The organism is Streptomyces sp. PSU-S4-23, from assembly GCF_055632315.1.
In genome coordinates this window covers 268529-285596 of the sequence record NZ_JBVMUU010000002.1, presented here as the reverse complement: position 1 = coordinate 285596, position 17068 = coordinate 268529, and the positions used below count along the sequence as shown (strand labels likewise).

17 protein-coding genes are annotated in these 17068 nt (G+C 72.1%); 15 read left to right on the top strand and 2 right to left on the bottom strand.

The window, feature by feature from the left end; genetic code table 11:
* The first annotated feature begins 9 nt into the window (after nt 1-9).
* The 6 genes from ACZ79I_RS01900 to ACZ79I_RS01875 all read left to right on the top strand — a co-directional run bounded on the left by ACZ79I_RS01900 (nt 10) and on the right by ACZ79I_RS01875 (nt 6083).
* Nucleotides 10-1527, top strand: coding sequence for a YHS domain-containing protein (locus tag ACZ79I_RS01900; RefSeq protein WP_471493441.1), 1518 nt, complete (start codon nt 10-12; stop codon nt 1525-1527).
* A 3-nt stretch (nt 1528-1530) separates the two neighbouring features.
* Entirely contained in the window at nt 1531-1851 is a 321-nt protein-coding gene (locus tag ACZ79I_RS01895; RefSeq protein WP_471493439.1) for a phenol hydroxylase subunit P4, read from the top strand.
* A gap of 10 nt (nt 1852-1861) precedes the next feature.
* The gene (locus ACZ79I_RS01890) at nt 1862-2215 is read left to right on the top strand and encodes a 2Fe-2S iron-sulfur cluster-binding protein (RefSeq protein WP_471493437.1); all 354 of its coding nucleotides are present in this window, start codon (nt 1862-1864) and stop codon (nt 2213-2215) included.
* Nucleotides 2216-2224: 9 nt separating this feature from the next.
* Nucleotides 2225-3139, top strand: a complete 915-nt coding sequence (locus tag ACZ79I_RS01885) for a catechol 2,3-dioxygenase (protein WP_471493435.1) — start codon at nt 2225-2227, stop codon at nt 3137-3139.
* An 89-nt stretch (nt 3140-3228) separates the two neighbouring features.
* Complete coding sequence (locus tag ACZ79I_RS01880) at nt 3229-4290, top strand: 2Fe-2S iron-sulfur cluster-binding protein (protein WP_471493433.1); 1062 nt, start codon at nt 3229-3231, stop codon at nt 4288-4290.
* A 371-nt stretch (nt 4291-4661) separates the two neighbouring features.
* Nucleotides 4662-6083, top strand: a complete 1422-nt coding sequence (locus ACZ79I_RS01875) for an arylsulfotransferase family protein (RefSeq protein ID WP_471493431.1) — start codon at nt 4662-4664, stop codon at nt 6081-6083.
* A gap of 480 nt (nt 6084-6563) precedes the next feature.
* Here ACZ79I_RS01875 and ACZ79I_RS01870 read toward each other — a convergent pair whose 3' ends face one another.
* Together ACZ79I_RS01870 and ACZ79I_RS01865 are read right to left on the bottom strand one after the other, a co-directional pair.
* The gene (locus tag ACZ79I_RS01870; RefSeq protein WP_471493429.1) at nt 6564-6698 is read right to left on the bottom strand and encodes a hypothetical protein; all 135 of its coding nucleotides are present in this window, start codon (nt 6696-6698) and stop codon (nt 6564-6566) included.
* A 72-nt stretch (nt 6699-6770) separates the two neighbouring features.
* Nucleotides 6771-7571, bottom strand: a complete 801-nt coding sequence (locus ACZ79I_RS01865; protein ID WP_471493427.1) for an IclR family transcriptional regulator — start codon at nt 7569-7571, stop codon at nt 6771-6773.
* A 70-nt stretch (nt 7572-7641) separates the two neighbouring features.
* Here ACZ79I_RS01865 and ACZ79I_RS01860 point away from each other — a divergent pair, with 70 nt between their 5' ends.
* The 9 genes from ACZ79I_RS01860 to ACZ79I_RS01820 all read left to right on the top strand — a co-directional run bounded on the left by ACZ79I_RS01860 (nt 7642) and on the right by ACZ79I_RS01820 (nt 17050).
* Complete coding sequence (locus ACZ79I_RS01860) at nt 7642-8472, top strand: IclR family transcriptional regulator (protein WP_471493425.1); 831 nt, start codon at nt 7642-7644, stop codon at nt 8470-8472.
* The gene (locus ACZ79I_RS01855) at nt 8457-10205 is read left to right on the top strand and encodes a PEP-utilizing enzyme (protein WP_471493423.1); all 1749 of its coding nucleotides are present in this window, start codon (nt 8457-8459) and stop codon (nt 10203-10205) included. Before ACZ79I_RS01860 ends, ACZ79I_RS01855 begins: the two co-directional genes overlap by 16 nt.
* A 435-nt stretch (nt 10206-10640) precedes the next feature.
* A complete protein-coding gene (locus ACZ79I_RS01850; RefSeq protein ID WP_471493421.1) occupies nt 10641-11615 on the top strand; it encodes a PEP/pyruvate-binding domain-containing protein in 975 nt (324 codons plus the stop codon).
* 206 nt (nt 11616-11821) lie between these two features.
* On the top strand, nt 11822-12616 hold the full coding sequence (locus ACZ79I_RS01845; protein ID WP_471493419.1) for a 2-keto-4-pentenoate hydratase: 795 nt from the start codon (nt 11822-11824) through the stop codon (nt 12614-12616).
* Nucleotides 12613-13557 carry an acetaldehyde dehydrogenase (acetylating) gene (locus tag ACZ79I_RS01840; RefSeq protein WP_471493417.1) on the top strand — a complete coding sequence of 315 codons (945 nt, stop codon included), beginning with the start codon at nt 12613-12615 and terminating at the stop codon, nt 13555-13557. Before ACZ79I_RS01845 ends, ACZ79I_RS01840 begins: the two co-directional genes overlap by 4 nt.
* Nucleotides 13554-14618 carry a 4-hydroxy-2-oxovalerate aldolase gene (gene dmpG / locus ACZ79I_RS01835; protein WP_471493415.1) on the top strand — a complete coding sequence of 355 codons (1065 nt, stop codon included), beginning with the start codon at nt 13554-13556 and terminating at the stop codon, nt 14616-14618. The genes ACZ79I_RS01840 and dmpG overlap by 4 nt, the downstream gene beginning before the upstream one ends.
* The gene (locus ACZ79I_RS01830) at nt 14615-15415 is read left to right on the top strand and encodes a 2-keto-4-pentenoate hydratase (protein ID WP_471493413.1); all 801 of its coding nucleotides are present in this window, start codon (nt 14615-14617) and stop codon (nt 15413-15415) included. The genes dmpG and ACZ79I_RS01830 overlap by 4 nt, the downstream gene beginning before the upstream one ends.
* Nucleotides 15415-15615, top strand: coding sequence for a 2-hydroxymuconate tautomerase (locus tag ACZ79I_RS01825; protein WP_471493411.1), 201 nt, complete (start codon nt 15415-15417; stop codon nt 15613-15615). Before ACZ79I_RS01830 ends, ACZ79I_RS01825 begins: the two co-directional genes overlap by 1 nt.
* Nucleotides 15608-17050 carry an aldehyde dehydrogenase gene (locus tag ACZ79I_RS01820; protein WP_471493409.1) on the top strand — a complete coding sequence of 481 codons (1443 nt, stop codon included), beginning with the start codon at nt 15608-15610 and terminating at the stop codon, nt 17048-17050. The genes ACZ79I_RS01825 and ACZ79I_RS01820 overlap by 8 nt, the downstream gene beginning before the upstream one ends.
* The last annotated feature ends 18 nt before the right edge of the window (nt 17051-17068 follow it).

Genomic DNA, 17068 nt, shown 5'->3' with positions numbered 1-17068 from the left:
ACCAACGACATGGCCGCCAACCCGCGCAAGCTGTCGATGAAACAGCGCTATTCGGCGCTGACCCGTGACCTGGACTGGGAGCCCTCGTACGTCGACCCGGAGAAGGTCTTCCCGTACACCTCCTTCGAGGGCATCAAGATCCACGACTGGTCGAAGTGGGAGGACCCCTTCCGGCTCACCGTCGACGCCTACTACAAGTACCAGGCCGAGAAGGACAAGCGGCTGTACGCGGTGCTCGACGGCGCCGCGCAGAGCCAGGGACACCTGTCCCTGTCGGACGCCAGGTACCTGAACGCGATGAAGCTGTTCCTCCAGGGAGTCACCCCGCTGGAATACCAGGCGCACCGCAACTTCGCCTTCCTCGCCCGCCATCTCAACGGCCCCGGCCCGCGGTTCGCGGCCTTGTGCCAGTCGGTCGACGAACTGCGGCACACCCAGACCGAGATCCACACCCTGTCGACGTACAACAAGTACTACGGCGGTTTCCACTCCTGGAACACCATGCACGACCGGGTGTGGTACCTCAGCGTCCCGAAGTCCTACTTCGACGACGCCCTGTCCGCCGGCCCGTTCGAGTTCCTGATCGCCATCGGTTTCTCCTTCGAGTACCTGCTGACGAACCTGCTGTTCGTACCGTTCATGTCCGGCGCCAGCTTCAACGGCGACCTGCCCACCATGACCTTCGGGTTCTCGGCGCAGAGCGACGAGAGCCGGCACATGACCCTCGGTCTTGAGGCCATCAAGTTCCTGCTGGAGCAGGACGAGGCCAACGTGCCGATCGTGCAGGCATGGATCGACAAGTGGTTCTGGCGCGGCTACCGCGTCACCGCGCTGATCGCGCAGATGCTCGACTACATGCTGCCGCGCAAGGTGATGAGCTGGAAGGAGGCGTTCGAGCTCTACTTCGAGGAGCAGATGCTCAACGGACTCTTCCCCGACCTGGAGTTCTACGGCATCCGCCCGCCGCGCCACGTGCAGCAGGCGATCGACGAGAAGGAGACCCTCAGCCACCAGGTCTACTGGGTGCTCCACCAGTTCAGCTTCGCCGCGGCGTTCACCACCTCGGTCCCGGGCGCCGAGGACCAGGAGTGGCTGGCGGCCAACTACCCGGACACCTTCGAGAAGTACTACAAGCCGCTGTGGGACAAGGCCCAGCGGGTGGTGGACGGCGGCGGGCGCTTCTTCTACCCGGGGCTGCCCCAGCTGTGCCAGGTGTGCCAGATCCCGATGCTGTTCACCGAGCCGGGCGATCCCACCACGATCTGCCAGCGCAGCAGCGAGTACAAGGGCGAGCGGTTCGACTTCTGCTCGGACGGCTGCCAGTGGGTCTTCGAGCGCGAGCCCGAGAAATACGTCCAGGCATGGCTGCCGGTGCACCAGATCTACCAGGGCAACTGCGGTGGCCCCTCGGTGCCGGAGGTCCTCGCCTGGTACGGCATCCAGGAGGGCGACGGAGGCGAGTACACCGGGTCCGCCGACGACACGAACTGGGAGCGCTGGCACTCCGGCGCTCCGGTGGGGAGCTGAGCCATGCCGGTCCGCGCGATCGCACCGTACGACTTCCCGTCGAGCTCCCGTCAGGAGCTGTACGGAGACGACCAGTTGGTCCACCTGTGGTGGAAGGACAACATGTGGTTCGGAGCCGCCGCCTGTTTCCGCACCCCCAGGGCGATGACCTGGGCCGATTTCCGCTCCACGGTCGTCGACCCCTGGGCGTCCGCCGACCCCGACTACGACCCGGCCACCGCCTGGCACTGGAGCGTCGACGGCAGGCCCGTCGAACCGTCCGACGACCAGACGCTCGACGCCCTCGGCGTGGGCCACAAGAGCCTGGTCTCCTTCCACCGCTGAGAGCGCCCCGATGCCCACAGTGACCGTGCAGCCCGAAGGAGTGGTCGTGGAACTGCGTGAGGGGGAGACCGTCCTCGACGGTCTCCACCGCGCGGGCTACGCCTACCGGATCGGCTGCCGACGCGGCGGGTGCGGGGTCTGCAAGGCGGACCTGGTGGCCGGCGACGTCGAATACCGCAAACCCGTCGCCGACACCGTCCTGCCCGCGGCCGAGCGCGGCTCGGGCACCTGCCTGACCTGCCGCGCCGTCCCCACCGGCGATGTCTGCATCACCCTGCGCAACGACAGATTGCGCGCCGTCCACCCGCTGCCGGCGTTCCGGCCGAGCAGCACGTCCGCCGGCGGGACCGGCACCGAGAATTAGGAGCCAGCCATGGCAGTCATGCGCCTGGGATACGTCCACGCGAGAGTCACCGACCTCAGCGACGCCAGGAGCCACTACGTCGACACCCTGGGCCTGTACCCCGTCCAGGAGGAGCCCGGACGGCTGCTGCTCAAGGGCTGGGACGAGTGGGACCACCACTCGGTCGTCCTCGACGAGGGCGGGGTCGGCCTGGGCAGGCTCGGCTACAAGGTCGAGGACCCGTCGGACCTCGACGGGTTCGAGAAGCGCGCCCAGCAGTTCGGCTGCCGCGTGGAGCGGATGAGCAAGGGCGAGAACCCCGAGGTCGGCGACGGCATACGGATCTTCACGCCGTCCGAGCACGTCCTGGAGCTGTACCACGACATGACCCTGGTCGGCACCGAGGTCGGCACCGTCAACCCCGAGGTGTTCCCGCGGCACCTGGTCGGCGTCGGCGTGCCCAACATCGACCACGCGCTGATCACCGCGGAGGACGTCAACCTGATGGACCGCTTCTTCGCGGAGGTGCTGGACTTCTACACCACGGAGCGGGTGGCCACCTCGCTCGACGACGACGCCGAGTACATCGGCACCTGGATGAGCGCCGGTCAGAAGGTCCACGACATCGCCGTGATCAAGGGTCCGCAGGGCAAACTGCACCACTTCGCCTTCGAACTCGGCGACTGGGCCGATGTGCTGCACGCCGGCGACCTGTTCGCCATGGACGACGTCTCCGTCGACGTCGGCCCGACCCGGCACGGCATCACCCGGGGCAAGACGATCTACTTCTTCGACCCCTCGGGCAACCGCAACGAGGTCTTCGCCGGCGGCTACCGGTCCTACCCGGACCGTCCCTGCGTGACCTGGACCCCCGACCAGCTCGCCAAGGGCATCTTCTACGTCGGGCGGGAGCTGAACGAGCGCTTCACCAGCGCCCTCACCTGAGGCCACCCCGGCACAGAGCCCCAGCCAGCGCAGCCGTGCGTCCGCGCCCACGCGGGCGCACGGCCCCACCCCAGCCCGGAGTTGTTTGCATGACCCAGACCCACCGCATCACCGTGGAACCGATCGGGCGCGAAGTCGAGTGCCGGGAGGACCAGACCATCCTGGACGCCTGCCTGCGGGCCGGCGTCTGGCTGCCCCACTCCTGCACCCACGGCACCTGCGCGACCTGCAAATCGGAGGTCCTCGACGGCGAGGTGGACCACGGCGACGCGTCCGCGTTCGCCCTGATGGACTTCGAGCGCGACGAGGGCAAGACCCTCACCTGCTGCGCCCGTCCGCGGTCCGACGTGGTGATCGAGGCGGACGTCGACGTGGACGAGGACGTCCCGGTCCATCCGGTGACCGACTTCACCGGTACGGTCACCGCGGTCGAGGAGATCGCCCTCGACACCCTGCGGCTGACCGTCGAACTCGACCGCGACCTCGCCTTCAACCCCGGGCAGTACCTGAGGTTCACCGTGCCCGGCAGCGGAGCGGACCGCACCTACTCGATCGCCAACCCGCCGTCCCGGCCGCGCACCCTGGAGTTCCACATCCGGCGTACGCCGGGCGGCGCCGCCACCGACGGCTGGATCTTCAGCACCCTGCGCGTCGGCGACCGGATCCCGCTCTGCGGACCGTACGGGCGCTTCGTGCTGCGCACCTCGCGTGACGAGCCCGCGGTGATGGTCGCCGGAGGGACCGGTCTGGCGCCGATCAAGGCGATGATCCTGGACGCCCTGGAGAACGACGCCCACCGCGCCCACCTCACCCTCTACCAGGGCGCCCGCACCCGGCAGTGGCTCTACGACGTCGACTTCTTCCGCGGCCTCCAGGAGCGCCACCCCGACCGCTTCCGCTACCGGCCCTGTCTGTCCGAGGAGGAGGCCGAGGGCTTCGCCACCGGTCTGGTCACCGACGTCCTCGCCGCCGACCACGCCTCGCTGCGCGGACACGTCGGCTATGTCTGCGGTCCGCCGCCGATGGTGGAGGCCGCCCTGAAGACGCTGATGAGCAAGAGGCTCTTCCCCCGCGACATCTACCGGGAGGACTTCTTCAGCGAGGGCGACAGGGCGGCGGGCGCCGTCCGCTCACCCCTGATCAAGAGGTGAGGCACAGGAGCTGAGCTGCCTGGATGACATTCTCGGCGCTCGCGGGTGCAGGGCCGCAGCAGCAGGTGGGGGAGGTGGTACGCCGGGTGTGCTGCCGGGAGGCAAGGAGGTCGGCAATGGCGACGCGTGTGTCGTGGGCCCGTAGGACGCCGAGAAGGGTCCGTCGCACCGCTGGGGCCCGCATGCTCGCTGCGGCGTGCGTCGTCGCAGGTTGCGTACCCCCGGCTGCGGCGAGTCCGCCCCAGCGCCCACCCCGCCCCTGCGCGACGGAGCCCTACCCGCCGTCGCGGCCCACTCCGCCCCCGATCCTCTCGGGCAGCGATGTCTGGAGCTTCGTCACCGAACCGGGCCTGCACCCCATGAGGGTGGCCGTGACGACGGACCGACCGGGAACGGCCCGCGGAGACGTCTTCCTGGGCCCGTACGGCGTGGACAGGACGATCGGTCAGACCGGGGCGTTGATCAACGACGAGTCCGGCGATCCCGTCTGGTTCCGCCCGCTGCCCTCCACGAACCTCCAGAACGCCGACGTCAGGGTCCAGACGTACTACGACGCCCGACGACGGGATCGGGGACAGCCGGTGCTGACCTGGTGGCAGGGAAGCGTCGCCCTGCCGCCCTGGTACACGAACCTGCCACCGGGCGCTCCGGAACCGGGCGGGTGCTACTACATCTACGACCGGCACTACCGACTGCTCCGGACGGTCTTCGCGCATCACGGCTACCACCCGGACCAGCACGAGTTCATCCTGACCCGCAGCGGTACCGCGCTGTTCATCGCCTCCCAACCGGTGCCCGTGGACCTCACGCCCTACGGGGGGCCCGCGGACGGGGCCATCCTCGACAGCGAGATCCAGGAGGTCGACCCCGCCACGGGAAGACTTCTGCATGCGTGGAACGCGCTGGACCACCTCGACCCCGCCGATTCCGAGGTGCCGGCCTCCAGCGCGCCGGCGTCCGGCGGGGTGTGGGATCCCTTTCACATCAACTCGGTTGACGAGGGGCCGCGCGGCCAGTGGCTGATCTCGTCCCGGAGCATGTGGGCGATCTACGACGTCTCCAAGGAGTCCGGCAGGATCCGCTGGCAACTCGGAGGGAAGAAGAGCGACTTCACCTTCGGCCCGAACGCGGGCTTCTTCTGGCAGCACGACGCCCGGTTCCGGCCGGGGAACCGGATCAGCCTGTTCGACAACGGCTGCTGCGACCTGCCCGACGGCGCCCCGGAACAGGTGTCGCGCGGACTGGTCCTCGACCTCGACTTCCGCAACCGGACGGCGACCGTGGACAGGACGTACTACCACCAGCCGCCGCTGGAGTCGGCGACCCAGGGAAACACCCAGGTCCTTCCCAACGGCAACGCGTTCGTCGGCTGGGGGCACAGCCCCTACTACTCGGAGTACGCGGGTGCGGGGAACACCCAGGGCACCGGCTCGCAGAACCTGCTCCACGAGGCGAAGCTGCCGGGCTCCGACATCTCCTACCGAGCCTTTCGGAACGAATGGACCGGCACTCCGTACTACCCCCCGAGAGCGGCGGCACGATCCAGCGGCGGGAGCCGTGTCGTCCACGCGTCCTGGAACGGCTCGACACAGACCCGAGCATGGCGGGTGCTCGCCGGACCCGACCCCGATTCCCTGTCCGTCGTCGCCGCACACGTCGCCCGGTCCGGGTTCGAGACGGCCGTCACCACGAACGCCCCCGGACCGTACTTCAAGGTGGAGGCGCTGGATGCGCGGGGCAAGGTCCTCGGAGTCTCCCGCGTCGTGACACTCTCCGGCCGGCCGTCCCCATGACTCGGGCCGCGCGTCCCGTGAGGCACCCCGTACGACCGGTCACCGGCGGCCGCGGTGTGCCGCAAGGCCGCGCAGGCGATCCCAGGGGCCCCATGCCCGCGCGGTGACCTCCACCTCGTTGATCGACCGTAGGGGTGATCTTCTGCGGTCGGCCGGGTCCGGCCAGCACCACGACATGCGCGGTCCGGCCCGCGGCCGCATCCTGACAACGCCCCCACCAGTCGCCGCCGACCGACGGGACGTGCCGTGATCCACCTTGTTCTCCTCGTTCCCGCCCTGATGATCCTCTTCGTCGTCCGGGCGGGCCCGCAGATCCTGGCCGGGGAGCGCCGGCACAGCCTCCGCGATGCGGGAGGCCGGGTGCGCCTCGCCCGGCTTCTACGCGCTCGCCGGCCCCGCACGGCGAGGGCACCCGGTCGCCGTTGAAGACCAGCAAGCCGGCCGACCCGGCATCCGCCGCGGGAGAGTGGAACCGCCGCCTCACTCGCGCACCGGCGCGTACGCCGCGCCGGAGCCGCTGCGCTCGGTCTCGCGGCCCGCAACAGGATCCGCGCTGCGGCCGGGGTCACCGCCACGGCCCTGGACAAGGAGGCCGACGAACTGGAGCGGGAACACACAGAGATGCCGAACGAGCGTCGTAGGGGCCCTCCTCCGCGGGCCGCACCGGAGAGGGCCCGACGGCCCCCGTCACGCGGGCTGTCTGCGGGTGGCGGGGGCCTTTCCGGTCCTGCCCTTGGCCACCAGCTGACGCCCGAGGGCCAGCGCGGTGGTCCGTACCGCCGGTCCCATCCGCTCGATGTCCAGCTGAGTGCTCCGGCCGGTCACCGACAGGGCCGCGACCGGGAGCCCGCCCGCGCCCAGCACGGGCGCCGCGGCACAGACGGTGCCGACGCCCGACTCCTCCCGGTCGTAGGCGATCCCGGTCCGGCGGACCTGCTCCAGCTCCCGCAGCAGGGAACCGGGAGTGACGATGGTGAACGGGCTGCACGGTGGCAGACCCGCCTTGATCCGCTCGGCCGTCACCTCGGGCGGAGAGAAGGCCAGCATCGCCTTGCCGACCCCGGTGGCATGGGCGGGCATCCGCCCGCCGACCCGCGAGGGCAGGCTGGGGGACGCCTTGCCGCCCAGGATCTCGACGTAGACCACCTCCACCCCCTCCCGCACCGCCAGGTGCACCGTGGCGCGGCTGACCTCGCGCAGGTCCTCCATCAGCGGCAGCGCCGCCTCCCGCACATCGCGCTGCCGGGGCACCAACTGGCCGAGTTCGAACAGGCGCAGCCCCAGCCGCAGCCCCTTCGGCGTCTGCTCCAGCAGACCGAGCCGGCACAGCTCCCCGGCCAGCCGGTGCACGGTCGACTTGGCCAGCCCCGTGCGACGCCCCAGCTCCGAGACGGAGACCGTCGTGTCGGCCGGCGAGAAGGCGTCGAGCACCGACATGGCACGGGCCAGTACGGAGGGTGCGGGACCGTCCCGCTCAATGGGAAACATCAGTTGCATTGTTAGGGACATTTGAGTCACAGTCCAGGCACTGCGCGGCTCTCAACGTGGAGGTCCCCCTATGACTGCGATCACCGAACCGGCTCTGTCCGCCCGGGGCCCGGCGAGGACCGTGGGGGAACGCCCCGAAGGCTCCGACGGCGCTCTGAAGGACGGTGGCCTGAGGTCGGTGGGCGCGGCCCTCGACGTACTGGAGTGTTTCGCGCTCGAGGAGCAGCTGGGCGTCAGCGACGTCGCCCGCCGCCTGGGCGTGGCCAAGAGCACCGCGCACCGGCTGCTGAGCGCGCTGTGCGCCCGCGGACTGACCGAGAAGGATCCCGCGACCCGCCAGTACCGGCTCGGCCTCCACCTGGTCGAACTCGGCCAGATCGCGCACAGCCGGGTGGAGCTGCGCCGGACCGCCTTCCCCATGCTGGAGGAGCTGCGCGAGGTCAGCGGATGCACCGTGCACCTCTCCATCGCCGACGGGGTCGACGTGCTCCAGATCGAACGGCTGGAAAGCATCCGGGCGATCCCGCTGATGGCCCGCGTCCGCCGCCGCTGGCCCGTGCACGCCACCAGCTCCGGCAAGGTGATCGCGGCCTTCGACCCCCAGCTGGCGGCGGCCCGGAAGGCGGCCGGCTTCCCCGCCTGCACCGAGCGCACCATCCGCAGCGCGGAGGAGTTCGACCGGGCGCTGGGCCAGGTCCGTCGTACCGGCTTCGCCACCAACCTCGGCGAGGCCAAGGACGGCGCCGCCTCCGTGGCCGCCCCGGTGCTGGACCGCTCCGGCAGGTCCCGGGCCGCCATCTCCCTGGTCGGCCCCGCGGCCGAGATCGCCAGGGACCTGGGCCGCCAGGCCCAGCTGGTGACCATCGCCGCCCGCAAGGTCGCCCAGTGCCTGGGAGCCTGAGCACGCCCACGGACAGCACGGCCGAGTTCGCCGGCGCGGAGTGCTACCCGGGCTTCCGCCCGGAGTACGCCGAGTCGGCCTACGCGGTGGAGCCGTTCCGGCCCTTCGGCAAGGAGGACGAGTCCCGCTTCTGGTTCCTGGACTTCCACTGGCCGCGCGGCCTGACCCCGCTCGGCCTGCTGGCCAACCAGGACGGCTACAGCTGGGCCTCCCAGCTGGCCGCGGAGTGCCTGCCGCTGCCCGGCAGCCGCGGGATCACCCAGCGCCTCGTCGGCACCCACACCTACGCCTCGGCGATCCAGGTGCCCTCCGAGTTCGAGCGCCGGGCCCGGGCGACCCGGCTGCGCGCCGGCCTGAACCGGTTCCTGGACGCGTTCCCGGAGATCTGGGCGGCTCGCGAGGACGAGATCGAGCAGTGGTGGCAGCGGCTGCGGTCGGTCGACCCGGCGCGGCTGGACACCGCGGAGCTCGTCGGCCACCTCGGGGAGGCACGACGCTTCCACCGCCGCGCCTTCGAGATCCACTTCGAGGTCATGTACCCGCTGCTGGCCAACCATGTAGCCTTCCGCCGCCTGTGCGGCTCACTGGGCGTGGACCCGGCGCTGGTCGGTGTGCTGCTCCAGGGCGAGCACACCAAGGTGATGGAGACCGACCGGGCGCTGTGGGAGCTGGCCGGGGCCGCCCGGCGTGCGGGGCTGGCAGCCGCCCGGCTCACCGCCGCTCCCGGCGACCGGGTGCTGGCCGGCCTGGCCGCGGCCGGGGGAGCGGAGGCGCGGTGGGCCGGCCGGTTCGGCGACTTCCTGCAGGTGTACGGCCACCGGACCGAGGGCACCTCGGACGTCGCGCTGCCCAGTTGGCTGGAGGATCCCTCCCCGGCCCTGGGGATGATCGCCTCTTTTCTCCAGCTGCCCGCCGAGCACGACTTCGACGCCGAGCTGGCCCGGGCCCGGGAGCAGCGCGACGCCGCCGCCGACGAGGTGCGGGGCCGCCTCACCGGCCGGGAGCAGCGGGTGTTCGACTCGGCCCTCGCGTCCTGCCGGGCGGCGAACCTGCCGAAGTGGCAGGACGACCACAACGTCTCGATCGATCTGCGGGTCGCGCTGCCGCTGCGCCGGGCGAGCCTGGAGATCGCCGAGCGGGCCGGGGCGGACCGCCGTGACGACGCCATGTTCCTGTTCTGGCCCGAGCTGGTCGCGGTCGCCGAGGCGCGCTCCGCGTACCCGGCGCTGCGCGGGCTGGTGGGGGAGCGGCGGGACTACTTCGAGCGGTGGCGGGCCCGGCGGTCCACGCTGCCGAAGGCGCTGGGCACGGTGCCCGACGAGGACGCCCATGACCCGGTGCTGGCCGAGGTCTTCGGGATCGACCGCACCTTCCTCGGCAACATCCGGGCGGACGCCACACGCACCGTCAGCCGGCTCACCGGGGTGCCCGCGGCGCGCGGCACCGCCCGGGGCAGGGCCCGGGTGCTCACCGACGCGGAGGCGCTGCACCTTCTCAGACCGGGGGACGTCCTGGTCTGCGAGTCGACCTCGCCCAACTGGACTCCTGCCTTCGCGGTGATCGCGGCCTGTGTGTGCGACGCGGGCGGAATCCTCTCCCACGCGGCGATCGTCGGACGCGAGTACGGCGTCCCCACCGTCACCGCGGTCGGCACGGCCACCCACGCCATCCGCGACGGAGACGAAGTCGAGGTCGACGGCACCCACGGCACCGTCCGGGTCCTGCGCCGATGACGACCGCGTCGAGGGTTCCGGAAAGCCGGGCCGGTGCCGCCGCCGGCGTCTGCCCCCAGGGCTTCCCACCGCCGCGGGGCGGAGGCGGCGCCCCGAACGGCACCCCCTCGGCAGGCGTTCCGCGCGCCACGGCGGAGAGAAGCCCGGCCACGGCGACCGGCAACGGCCGGCGGCCGGCGACGGCGGTGACGAGGGGCGGCCGGCGTGCCGTGACGGCGGTGGCGGGCAGCAGCCGGTGCGTGGCCGTGGCGGTGTCCGGCGGTTGCCGGAGGGTGATGACAGCGGTGACCGGCAACGGCGGCGGCCGGCGACGGCAGGCACGAGGGGCGGCCGGCGTGCCGTGACGGCGGTGGCGGGCGGCAGCCGGTGCGTGGCCGTGGCTGTGTCCGGCGGTTGCCGGAGGGTGATGACCGGGGAAAGGAGGCGGGTGGCCCGATGAGCGCCGAGAGCCGTTGCGTGGTCCCGCTCGACCGCCTGGCCGGTCCCGACGGGGCGGCCGTCGCCGGGGCCAAACTCGCCCGCCTCGCACTGCTGGCCCGGGCCGGGCTGCGGGTGCCCGACGGGTTCGCGGTCACCGCCGACGCGTTCCACCGCCACAGGGCGGCCTCCGGCCTGGCCGCCGTACTCCCCGAACACCTCGGCGCCGTACCGGACCCGCTGGACCACACCGCCCTCGCCGACGCCTCCGCCGGACTGCGCCGGCTGCTGCGCGAGACCCCAGTGGCGCGGCCCCTGCGCGCCGGGATCGTCCGGGCACTGTCCTCCCTCGCCCTCCGCCGCGGCGGCCCCGTCGCCGTCCGCAGCTCCGCGGTCGCGGAGGACGGCACGGACCACAGCTTCGCCGGGATGTTCGAAAGCTTCCTCGGTGTCCACGGTCCCGACGCCGTGGCGGCCGCGGTCCAGGGCTGCTGGGCGAGCCTCTTCACCCACCGGTCCCTCGCCTACCGGATGCACGCCGGCCTGCCGGTCGACGCCCTCGCGATGGGGGTCGGCGTCATGGAGATGGTGCCCGCCCGCGTCTCCGGGGTGGCCTTCTCGATGCACCCGGTCACCGGCCTCCGGGACCGGGCGGTGGTGGAGGCCGCCCCCGGCGCCGGCGGCGCCGTGGCGGGCGGACCGGCACCGGAGCGGGCCGAGATCGCCCGCACCGACGGCCGGGTGCTCCGGCACGACCCCGCCGCTCCCGGCACCCCCGCCCACCGCGAACCCCTGCTGTCCGGCCAGGACCTCACCCGCGTGGCCGCGATGGCCTACCGCGCCGAGGAGGTGCTCGGCCACCCGGTGGACATCGAATGGGCCATCGACCCCGAGGACCGGGTGTGGCTGCTCCAGGCCCGCCCGGTGACCGGCACCGCCCCGCGGGACGACGACACCCGCTGGGACCCGGCCGCCTTCCTCTGCGACCTGTGATCCACCCCGTCCCCGCGACCGTTCCGGACCACGGAACGTGAAGGGCGCCGCCCGCCGCGCCCCCCTTAGCGTCAGTCGGCAGGCGCACCGCATCGGACCGCACCGGTACCCCACCGGAGTGCACCGCTGCACCGCGCCCCGTACCGCCGCGGTGACCGAACCCGCGCCGGTCCGCATCCGAGTGCCGAACTGGAAGAAGGTCTCACGTGGAAGTGGTGTCCCGGGCCGAGGCGGCCGGCCTCCTGGCGGCCGCGTACGCCTCGCGCAGGCCCGTCGAGCCGCTCAGTGAAACGTACGACGGCATGACCCTGGAGGACTCCTACGAGATCCAACTCCTGCAGATCCGCTCCAGACTGGCCGCGGGGGGCCGGATCAAGGGGCACAAGGTGGGCCTCACCTCCCTGGCGATGCAGCGTCAGATGGGTGTCGGCCAACCCGACTACGGCCACCTCCTCGACGACATGTTCCACCCGGAGCACCAGCCGATCCGTACCTCGGACTACCTCCAGCCGCGCGTCGAGCCGGAGATCGCGTTCGTCCTCAAGCGCCCGCTGCGGGGCCCCGGCGTCACGGTGGCCGAGGCGGCCGCCGCCGTCGACTTCGTGACCCCCGCCCTGGAGCTCATCGACAGCCGGATCAGGGACTGGAAGATCGGCATCCTGGACACCATCGCCGACAACGCCTCCTCCGGCGGAGTGGTGCTGGGCAGCCGGCCCACCCCGCTGCACCGGGTGGACCTCCGCCTGTCCGGGTGCACGCTGCACCGAGGCGGTGAGCTGGTGGCCACCGGCGCCGGCGGGGCCGTACTCGGCTCCCCGCTGAACTCGCTGGTCTGGCTGGCCAACACGGTCGGCGCACGGGGCGTCGTGCTGGAGAGCGGCCATGTGATCCTGCCCGGCTCGGTGACCGCGGCGGTCGCCGTCCGCCCGGGCGACTCGTTCACCGCCACGTTCGCCGGCCTCGGCTCGGTGACCGCGTGCTTCGCGAAGGAGAACTCATGAGCGGCAACGGGAAGCGGCGCGCCACCGCCGCCATCGTGGGCCCCGGAAACATCGGCACCGACCTGATGTTCAAGCTGAAGCGGCACAGCGAGGTCCTCCAGCCGCGGTTCATGGTCGGCGTCGACCCGGCCTCCGACGGCCTGGCCCGTGCCCGGCGGATGGGTCTGGAGACCAGTCACGAGGGCGTGGACTGGCTGCTGCGCCAGGACCCGCTGCCGGACATCGTCTTCGAGGCGACCAGCGCCCACGCCCACAGGGCCAACGCGCCCCGGTACGCCGAGGCGGGCATCGTGGCCGTGGACCTCACCCCGGCCGCCGTCGGGCCGTTCGTCTGCCCGCCGGTCAACCTCGACCTCAACCTCGACGCGATGAACGTCAACATGATCACGTGCGGTGGGCAGGCCACCGTGCCGATCGTGTCGGCGGTGTCCTCGGTGGTGCCGGTGGAGTACGCGGAGATCGTCGCCTCGATCGCCTCCCGCTCCGCCGGGCCGGGCACCCGCGCCAACATCGACGAGTTCACCGAGACCACCTCCACCGCCATCGAGCGGATCGGCAACGCCGAGCGCGGCAAGGCCATCATCATCCTCAACCCGGTCGAACCGCCGATGATCATGCGGAACACGGTGTTCTGCTCGGTGCCCGCCGAGGCCGCCGAGCCCGGAGCGCTGCAGGACAAGGTGACCGGGTCCATCCACGCCATGGTCGCCGCCGTGCGGCAGTACGTGCCCGGCTACACGCTGCGCGCCGAACCGCAGTACGACCCGGCGCGGGCGCAGTGGCGCGGGATGGCCCGCGTCGCGGTGTTCCTGGAGGTCCGCGGGCGCGGCGACTACCTGCCCGACTACGCCGGAAACCTGGACATCATCACGGCCTCCGCCGCCCGGGTGGGCGAGCTGCTGGCCGCCGCCCGCCTCGCCGAGCAAGGAGTGTCGGCATGAGTGCCCCTGCCGAGAAGCCACGCGACCTGCGCATCACCGACTCGACCCTGCGGGACGGCTCCCACGCGATGAGCCACCAGTTCACCGAGGGCCAGGTACGGGCGATCGTGCACGCCCTGGACACCAGCGGCGTCGAGGTCATCGAGGTCGCGCACGGCGACGGCCTCGGCGGGTCCAGCTTCAACTACGGGTTCTCGCTGGAGGACGAGTTCGACCTGATCGCGGCCGCCGTGGACGAGGCCGAGCGGGCCCGTATCGCGGTGCTGATGCTGCCCGGCCTGGGCACCGTCGAGCACCTCAGGCGGGCCCGGTCGGTGGGCGCGTCGGTGGCCCGGATCGCCACCCACTGCACCGAGGCGGACGTGTCCGTGCAGCACTTCGGCGCGGCCCGCGACCTCGGCATGGAGACCGTCGGCTTTCTGATGCTCTCCCACCGGACCGGCCCCGAGGCGCTCGCGAAGCAGGCCCGGATCATGGTCGACGCCGGTGCCCAGTGCGTCTACGTGGTGGACTCCGCCGGGGCGCTGGTCCTCTCCGACGCCCAGGCCCGGGTGCGGGCGCTGCTCGACGAGATCGGCGATGAGGCGCAGGTCGGCTTCCACGGCCACCAGAACCTCTCCCTCGGCGTCGCCAACTCGGTGCTGGCCTACCAGGCCGGCGCCCGGCAGATCGACGGCGCGCTGTGCGCCCTGGGCGCAGGCGCGGGCAACGCGCCGACCGAGGTGCTGGCCGCCACCCTGGACCGGATGGGCATCAACGCGGGCATCGACGTCCAGCGCGTGATGTCCGCGGCCCAGGACGTGGTCAAGCCGGTCATCCCCCGGCTGCCCTGGATGGACCGCTCCGCGATCGTGCAGGGCCACGCGGGCGTCTACTCCTCCTTCCTGCTGCACGCCGAGCGCGCCTCACAGCGGTACGGGGTGCCCGCGCACGAGATCCTGGAGCGCGTCGGGCAGGCCGGGTACGTCGGCGGCCAGGAGGACATGATCATCGACATCGCCCTGCAGCTCGCCGAGGAGCGGGATCTCGGCGACCCGGCCGCGCAGGGGGTGCGCCGATGAGCACGACCTGGGACGTCGGGAGGGCGGCCGGGGTGCTGCTCGGCTGCGAGGACGCCCGCAGCGACCATCCGCCGCTCACCGACGAGTGGCCGGAGCTCGACCTGGCCACCGCCTACCGCATCCAGGACGAGACGCTGCGGCGCCGCCGGGACCGCGGGGAGCGGCTGATCGGCGTCAAGCTGGGCCTGACCAGCCGGGCCAAGCAGAAGCGGATGGGCGTGGACTCGCCGCTCACCGCGTGGCTGACCGACGCCATGGCGCTGCCCGCCGGGGAGCCGGTCCCGCAGCACAAGCTGATCCACCCCCGGGTGGAGCCGGAGATCGTCTTCGTGATGAAGGACCGGCTCGCCGGCCCGGGCGTCACGGCGGCCCAGGCGCTGGCGGCGGTCGGCACGGTGCACGGCGGGGCCGAGGTGATCGACAGCCGCTACCGGGACTTCCGGTTCACCCTGCCGGACGTGGTGGCCGACAACGCCTCCTCCGGCGCCTATGTCACCGGGCCGGTCGGCCTTGACCCGCGGACCCTCGACCTGGCACTGGAGGCGGTGCTGGTGGAGGTGGACGGCCAGATCGTCGACTCCGCCACCGGCGCCGCGGTCCAGGGCCACCCGGCCGAGGCCCTGGCACTGGCGGCCAACGACCTCGGCCGCCGCGGCCTGGCCATCGAGCCCGGCTGGGTGGTGCTGACCGGAGGAATGACCGACGCGGTGTTCGCGCCGCCCGGCGCCGGGATCGCCTGCCACTTCACCCACCTGGGCTCGGTGTTCCTCAACGGCGGTACGGAGGCGGACGGCTGATGCCACTGGTCGAGATCACCCTCACCGAGGGCCGCACCCCCGAGCAGCTCCGCACGCTGATCAGCGAGCTCACCGACGCCGTGGTGCGCGCGGTGGGCGCGCCGAAGCAGAACGTCCGGGTGGTGGTGCGCGAGGTGCCCAAGACGCACTTCGCGGCAGGAGACGTGACGATCGCAGAGAGAGAGTCGCCCCATGGCTGACACGGAGTTCTACGGGCATGTCATCGACGGGGCGGAGGTGGAGTCCCTGGACGGCGCCCGCTTCGACACCGTCGATCCATGGACCCGTGAGGCATGGGCCGAAGTGCCCCTGGGCGGTGCGGCGGACGCCGACCGCGCGGTGACGGCGGCGCGCCGTGCCTTCGACGAGGGCCCGTGGCCGCGGATGGGGTTCGCGGAGCGGGGCAGGATCCTGCACCGGCTGGCGGACCTGATGGAGGAGCACACCGACGAGCTGGCGCTGGCCGACACCCGCGACATGGGCAAGCCGCTGGTCCAGGCGCGGCACGACGTGGCCCGCTCGGCGCTCAACTTCCGCTTCTTCGCCGACCACGCGCGGCTGGCCACCGGCGAGGCCCTGCCGATGGACTCGGGCCACCACAGCTACACCCGGTTCGAGGCCGCCGGCGTGGTCGCGGCCATCGCGCCGTGGAACTTCCCGCTGATGCTGGAGACCTGGAAGGTCGCGCCGGCCCTGGCGTGGGGCAACACCGTGGTCCTCAAGCCCGCGGAGGACACCCCCGTGTCGGCCACCGTCCTGGCGCGCCTCGCACTGGAGGCGGGGATGCCCCCGGGCGTGCTCAACGTGGTCCACGGCTACGGCCCGGACTCGGCCGGGCAGGCCCTGACCGAGGACCCCCGCGTCGACCGGATCACCTTCACCGGTGAGTCCGGCACCGGCCGCGTCATCGCCCGTGCCGCGGCGGCCAATCTGACCCCGGTCAGTCTGGAACTCGGCGGCAAGGGCGCCAACCTGGTCTTCGCCGACGCCGACCTGGACAACGCGGTGGACTGGTCGATCCAGGCCATCTTCCGCAACGCGGGCCAGGTCTGCCTGGCCGGCAGCCGGCTGTATGTGCAGCGGGAGATCTACGACGCGTTCCTCGCCCGGTTCACCGCCGCGGCCGAGGCCCTGGTGATCGGCGACCCCAAGGACCCGAAGACGGAGTTCGGCCCGCTGGCCTCACGGGAGCACTACACCAAGGTCCGCGGCTATGTCGACACGGTCGGGGGAGAGGGCGGCAGGATGCTCACCGGCGGCCCCGGCGACGGCTGGGTCGTCAAGCCGACCGTGCTCGTCGACATGCCGCTCGGCTCCCGCCAGGTCTGCGAGGAGATCTTCGGCCCGGTGGTCGTCGTCCAGCCCTTCGACACCGAGGCGGAGGCGGTGCGGCTGGCCAACGACACCCCCTACGGCCTCAACGCGATGCTCTTCACCGAGAACCTGCACCGCGCCCATCGCGTCTCCGCCGCGCTCACGGCGGGCACCGTCTGGGTCAACTGCTTCTTCGTCCGCGATCTGCGGGCACCCTTCGGCGGCGTCGGCGACTCCGGCGTCGGCCGCGAGGGCGGCAACTTCAGCCGCGAGTTCTTCACCGAACCCAAGGCCGTCGTCATGCAGATCGCCCCAGCCTGACCGGCGGACAACGCCCCC

Bases quoted from the DNA above. Each gene is read 5' to 3' on its own strand.
- ACZ79I_RS01900 (WP_471493441.1), top strand. From the start codon at position 10: ATGGCCGCCAACCCGCGCAAGCTGTCGATGAAACAGCGCTATTCGGCG.
- ACZ79I_RS01895 (WP_471493439.1), top strand. From the start codon at position 1,531: ATGCCGGTCCGCGCGATCGCACCGTACGACTTCCCGTCGAGCTCCCGT.
- ACZ79I_RS01890 (WP_471493437.1), top strand. From the start codon at position 1,862: ATGCCCACAGTGACCGTGCAGCCCGAAGGAGTGGTCGTGGAACTGCGT.
- ACZ79I_RS01885 (WP_471493435.1), top strand. From the start codon at position 2,225: ATGGCAGTCATGCGCCTGGGATACGTCCACGCGAGAGTCACCGACCTC.
- ACZ79I_RS01880 (WP_471493433.1), top strand. From the start codon at position 3,229: ATGACCCAGACCCACCGCATCACCGTGGAACCGATCGGGCGCGAAGTC.
- ACZ79I_RS01865 (WP_471493427.1), bottom strand. From the start codon at position 7,571: ATGTTTCCCATTGAGCGGGACGGTCCCGCACCCTCCGTACTGGCCCGT.
- ACZ79I_RS01860 (WP_471493425.1), top strand. From the start codon at position 7,642: ATGACTGCGATCACCGAACCGGCTCTGTCCGCCCGGGGCCCGGCGAGG.
- ACZ79I_RS01850 (WP_471493421.1), top strand. From the start codon at position 10,641: ATGAGCGCCGAGAGCCGTTGCGTGGTCCCGCTCGACCGCCTGGCCGGT.
- ACZ79I_RS01840 (WP_471493417.1), top strand. From the start codon at position 12,613: ATGAGCGGCAACGGGAAGCGGCGCGCCACCGCCGCCATCGTGGGCCCC.
- dmpG (WP_471493415.1), top strand. From the start codon at position 13,554: ATGAGTGCCCCTGCCGAGAAGCCACGCGACCTGCGCATCACCGACTCG.
- ACZ79I_RS01830 (WP_471493413.1), top strand. From the start codon at position 14,615: ATGAGCACGACCTGGGACGTCGGGAGGGCGGCCGGGGTGCTGCTCGGC.
- ACZ79I_RS01825 (WP_471493411.1), top strand. From the start codon at position 15,415: ATGCCACTGGTCGAGATCACCCTCACCGAGGGCCGCACCCCCGAGCAG.
- ACZ79I_RS01820 (WP_471493409.1), top strand. From the start codon at position 15,608: ATGGCTGACACGGAGTTCTACGGGCATGTCATCGACGGGGCGGAGGTG.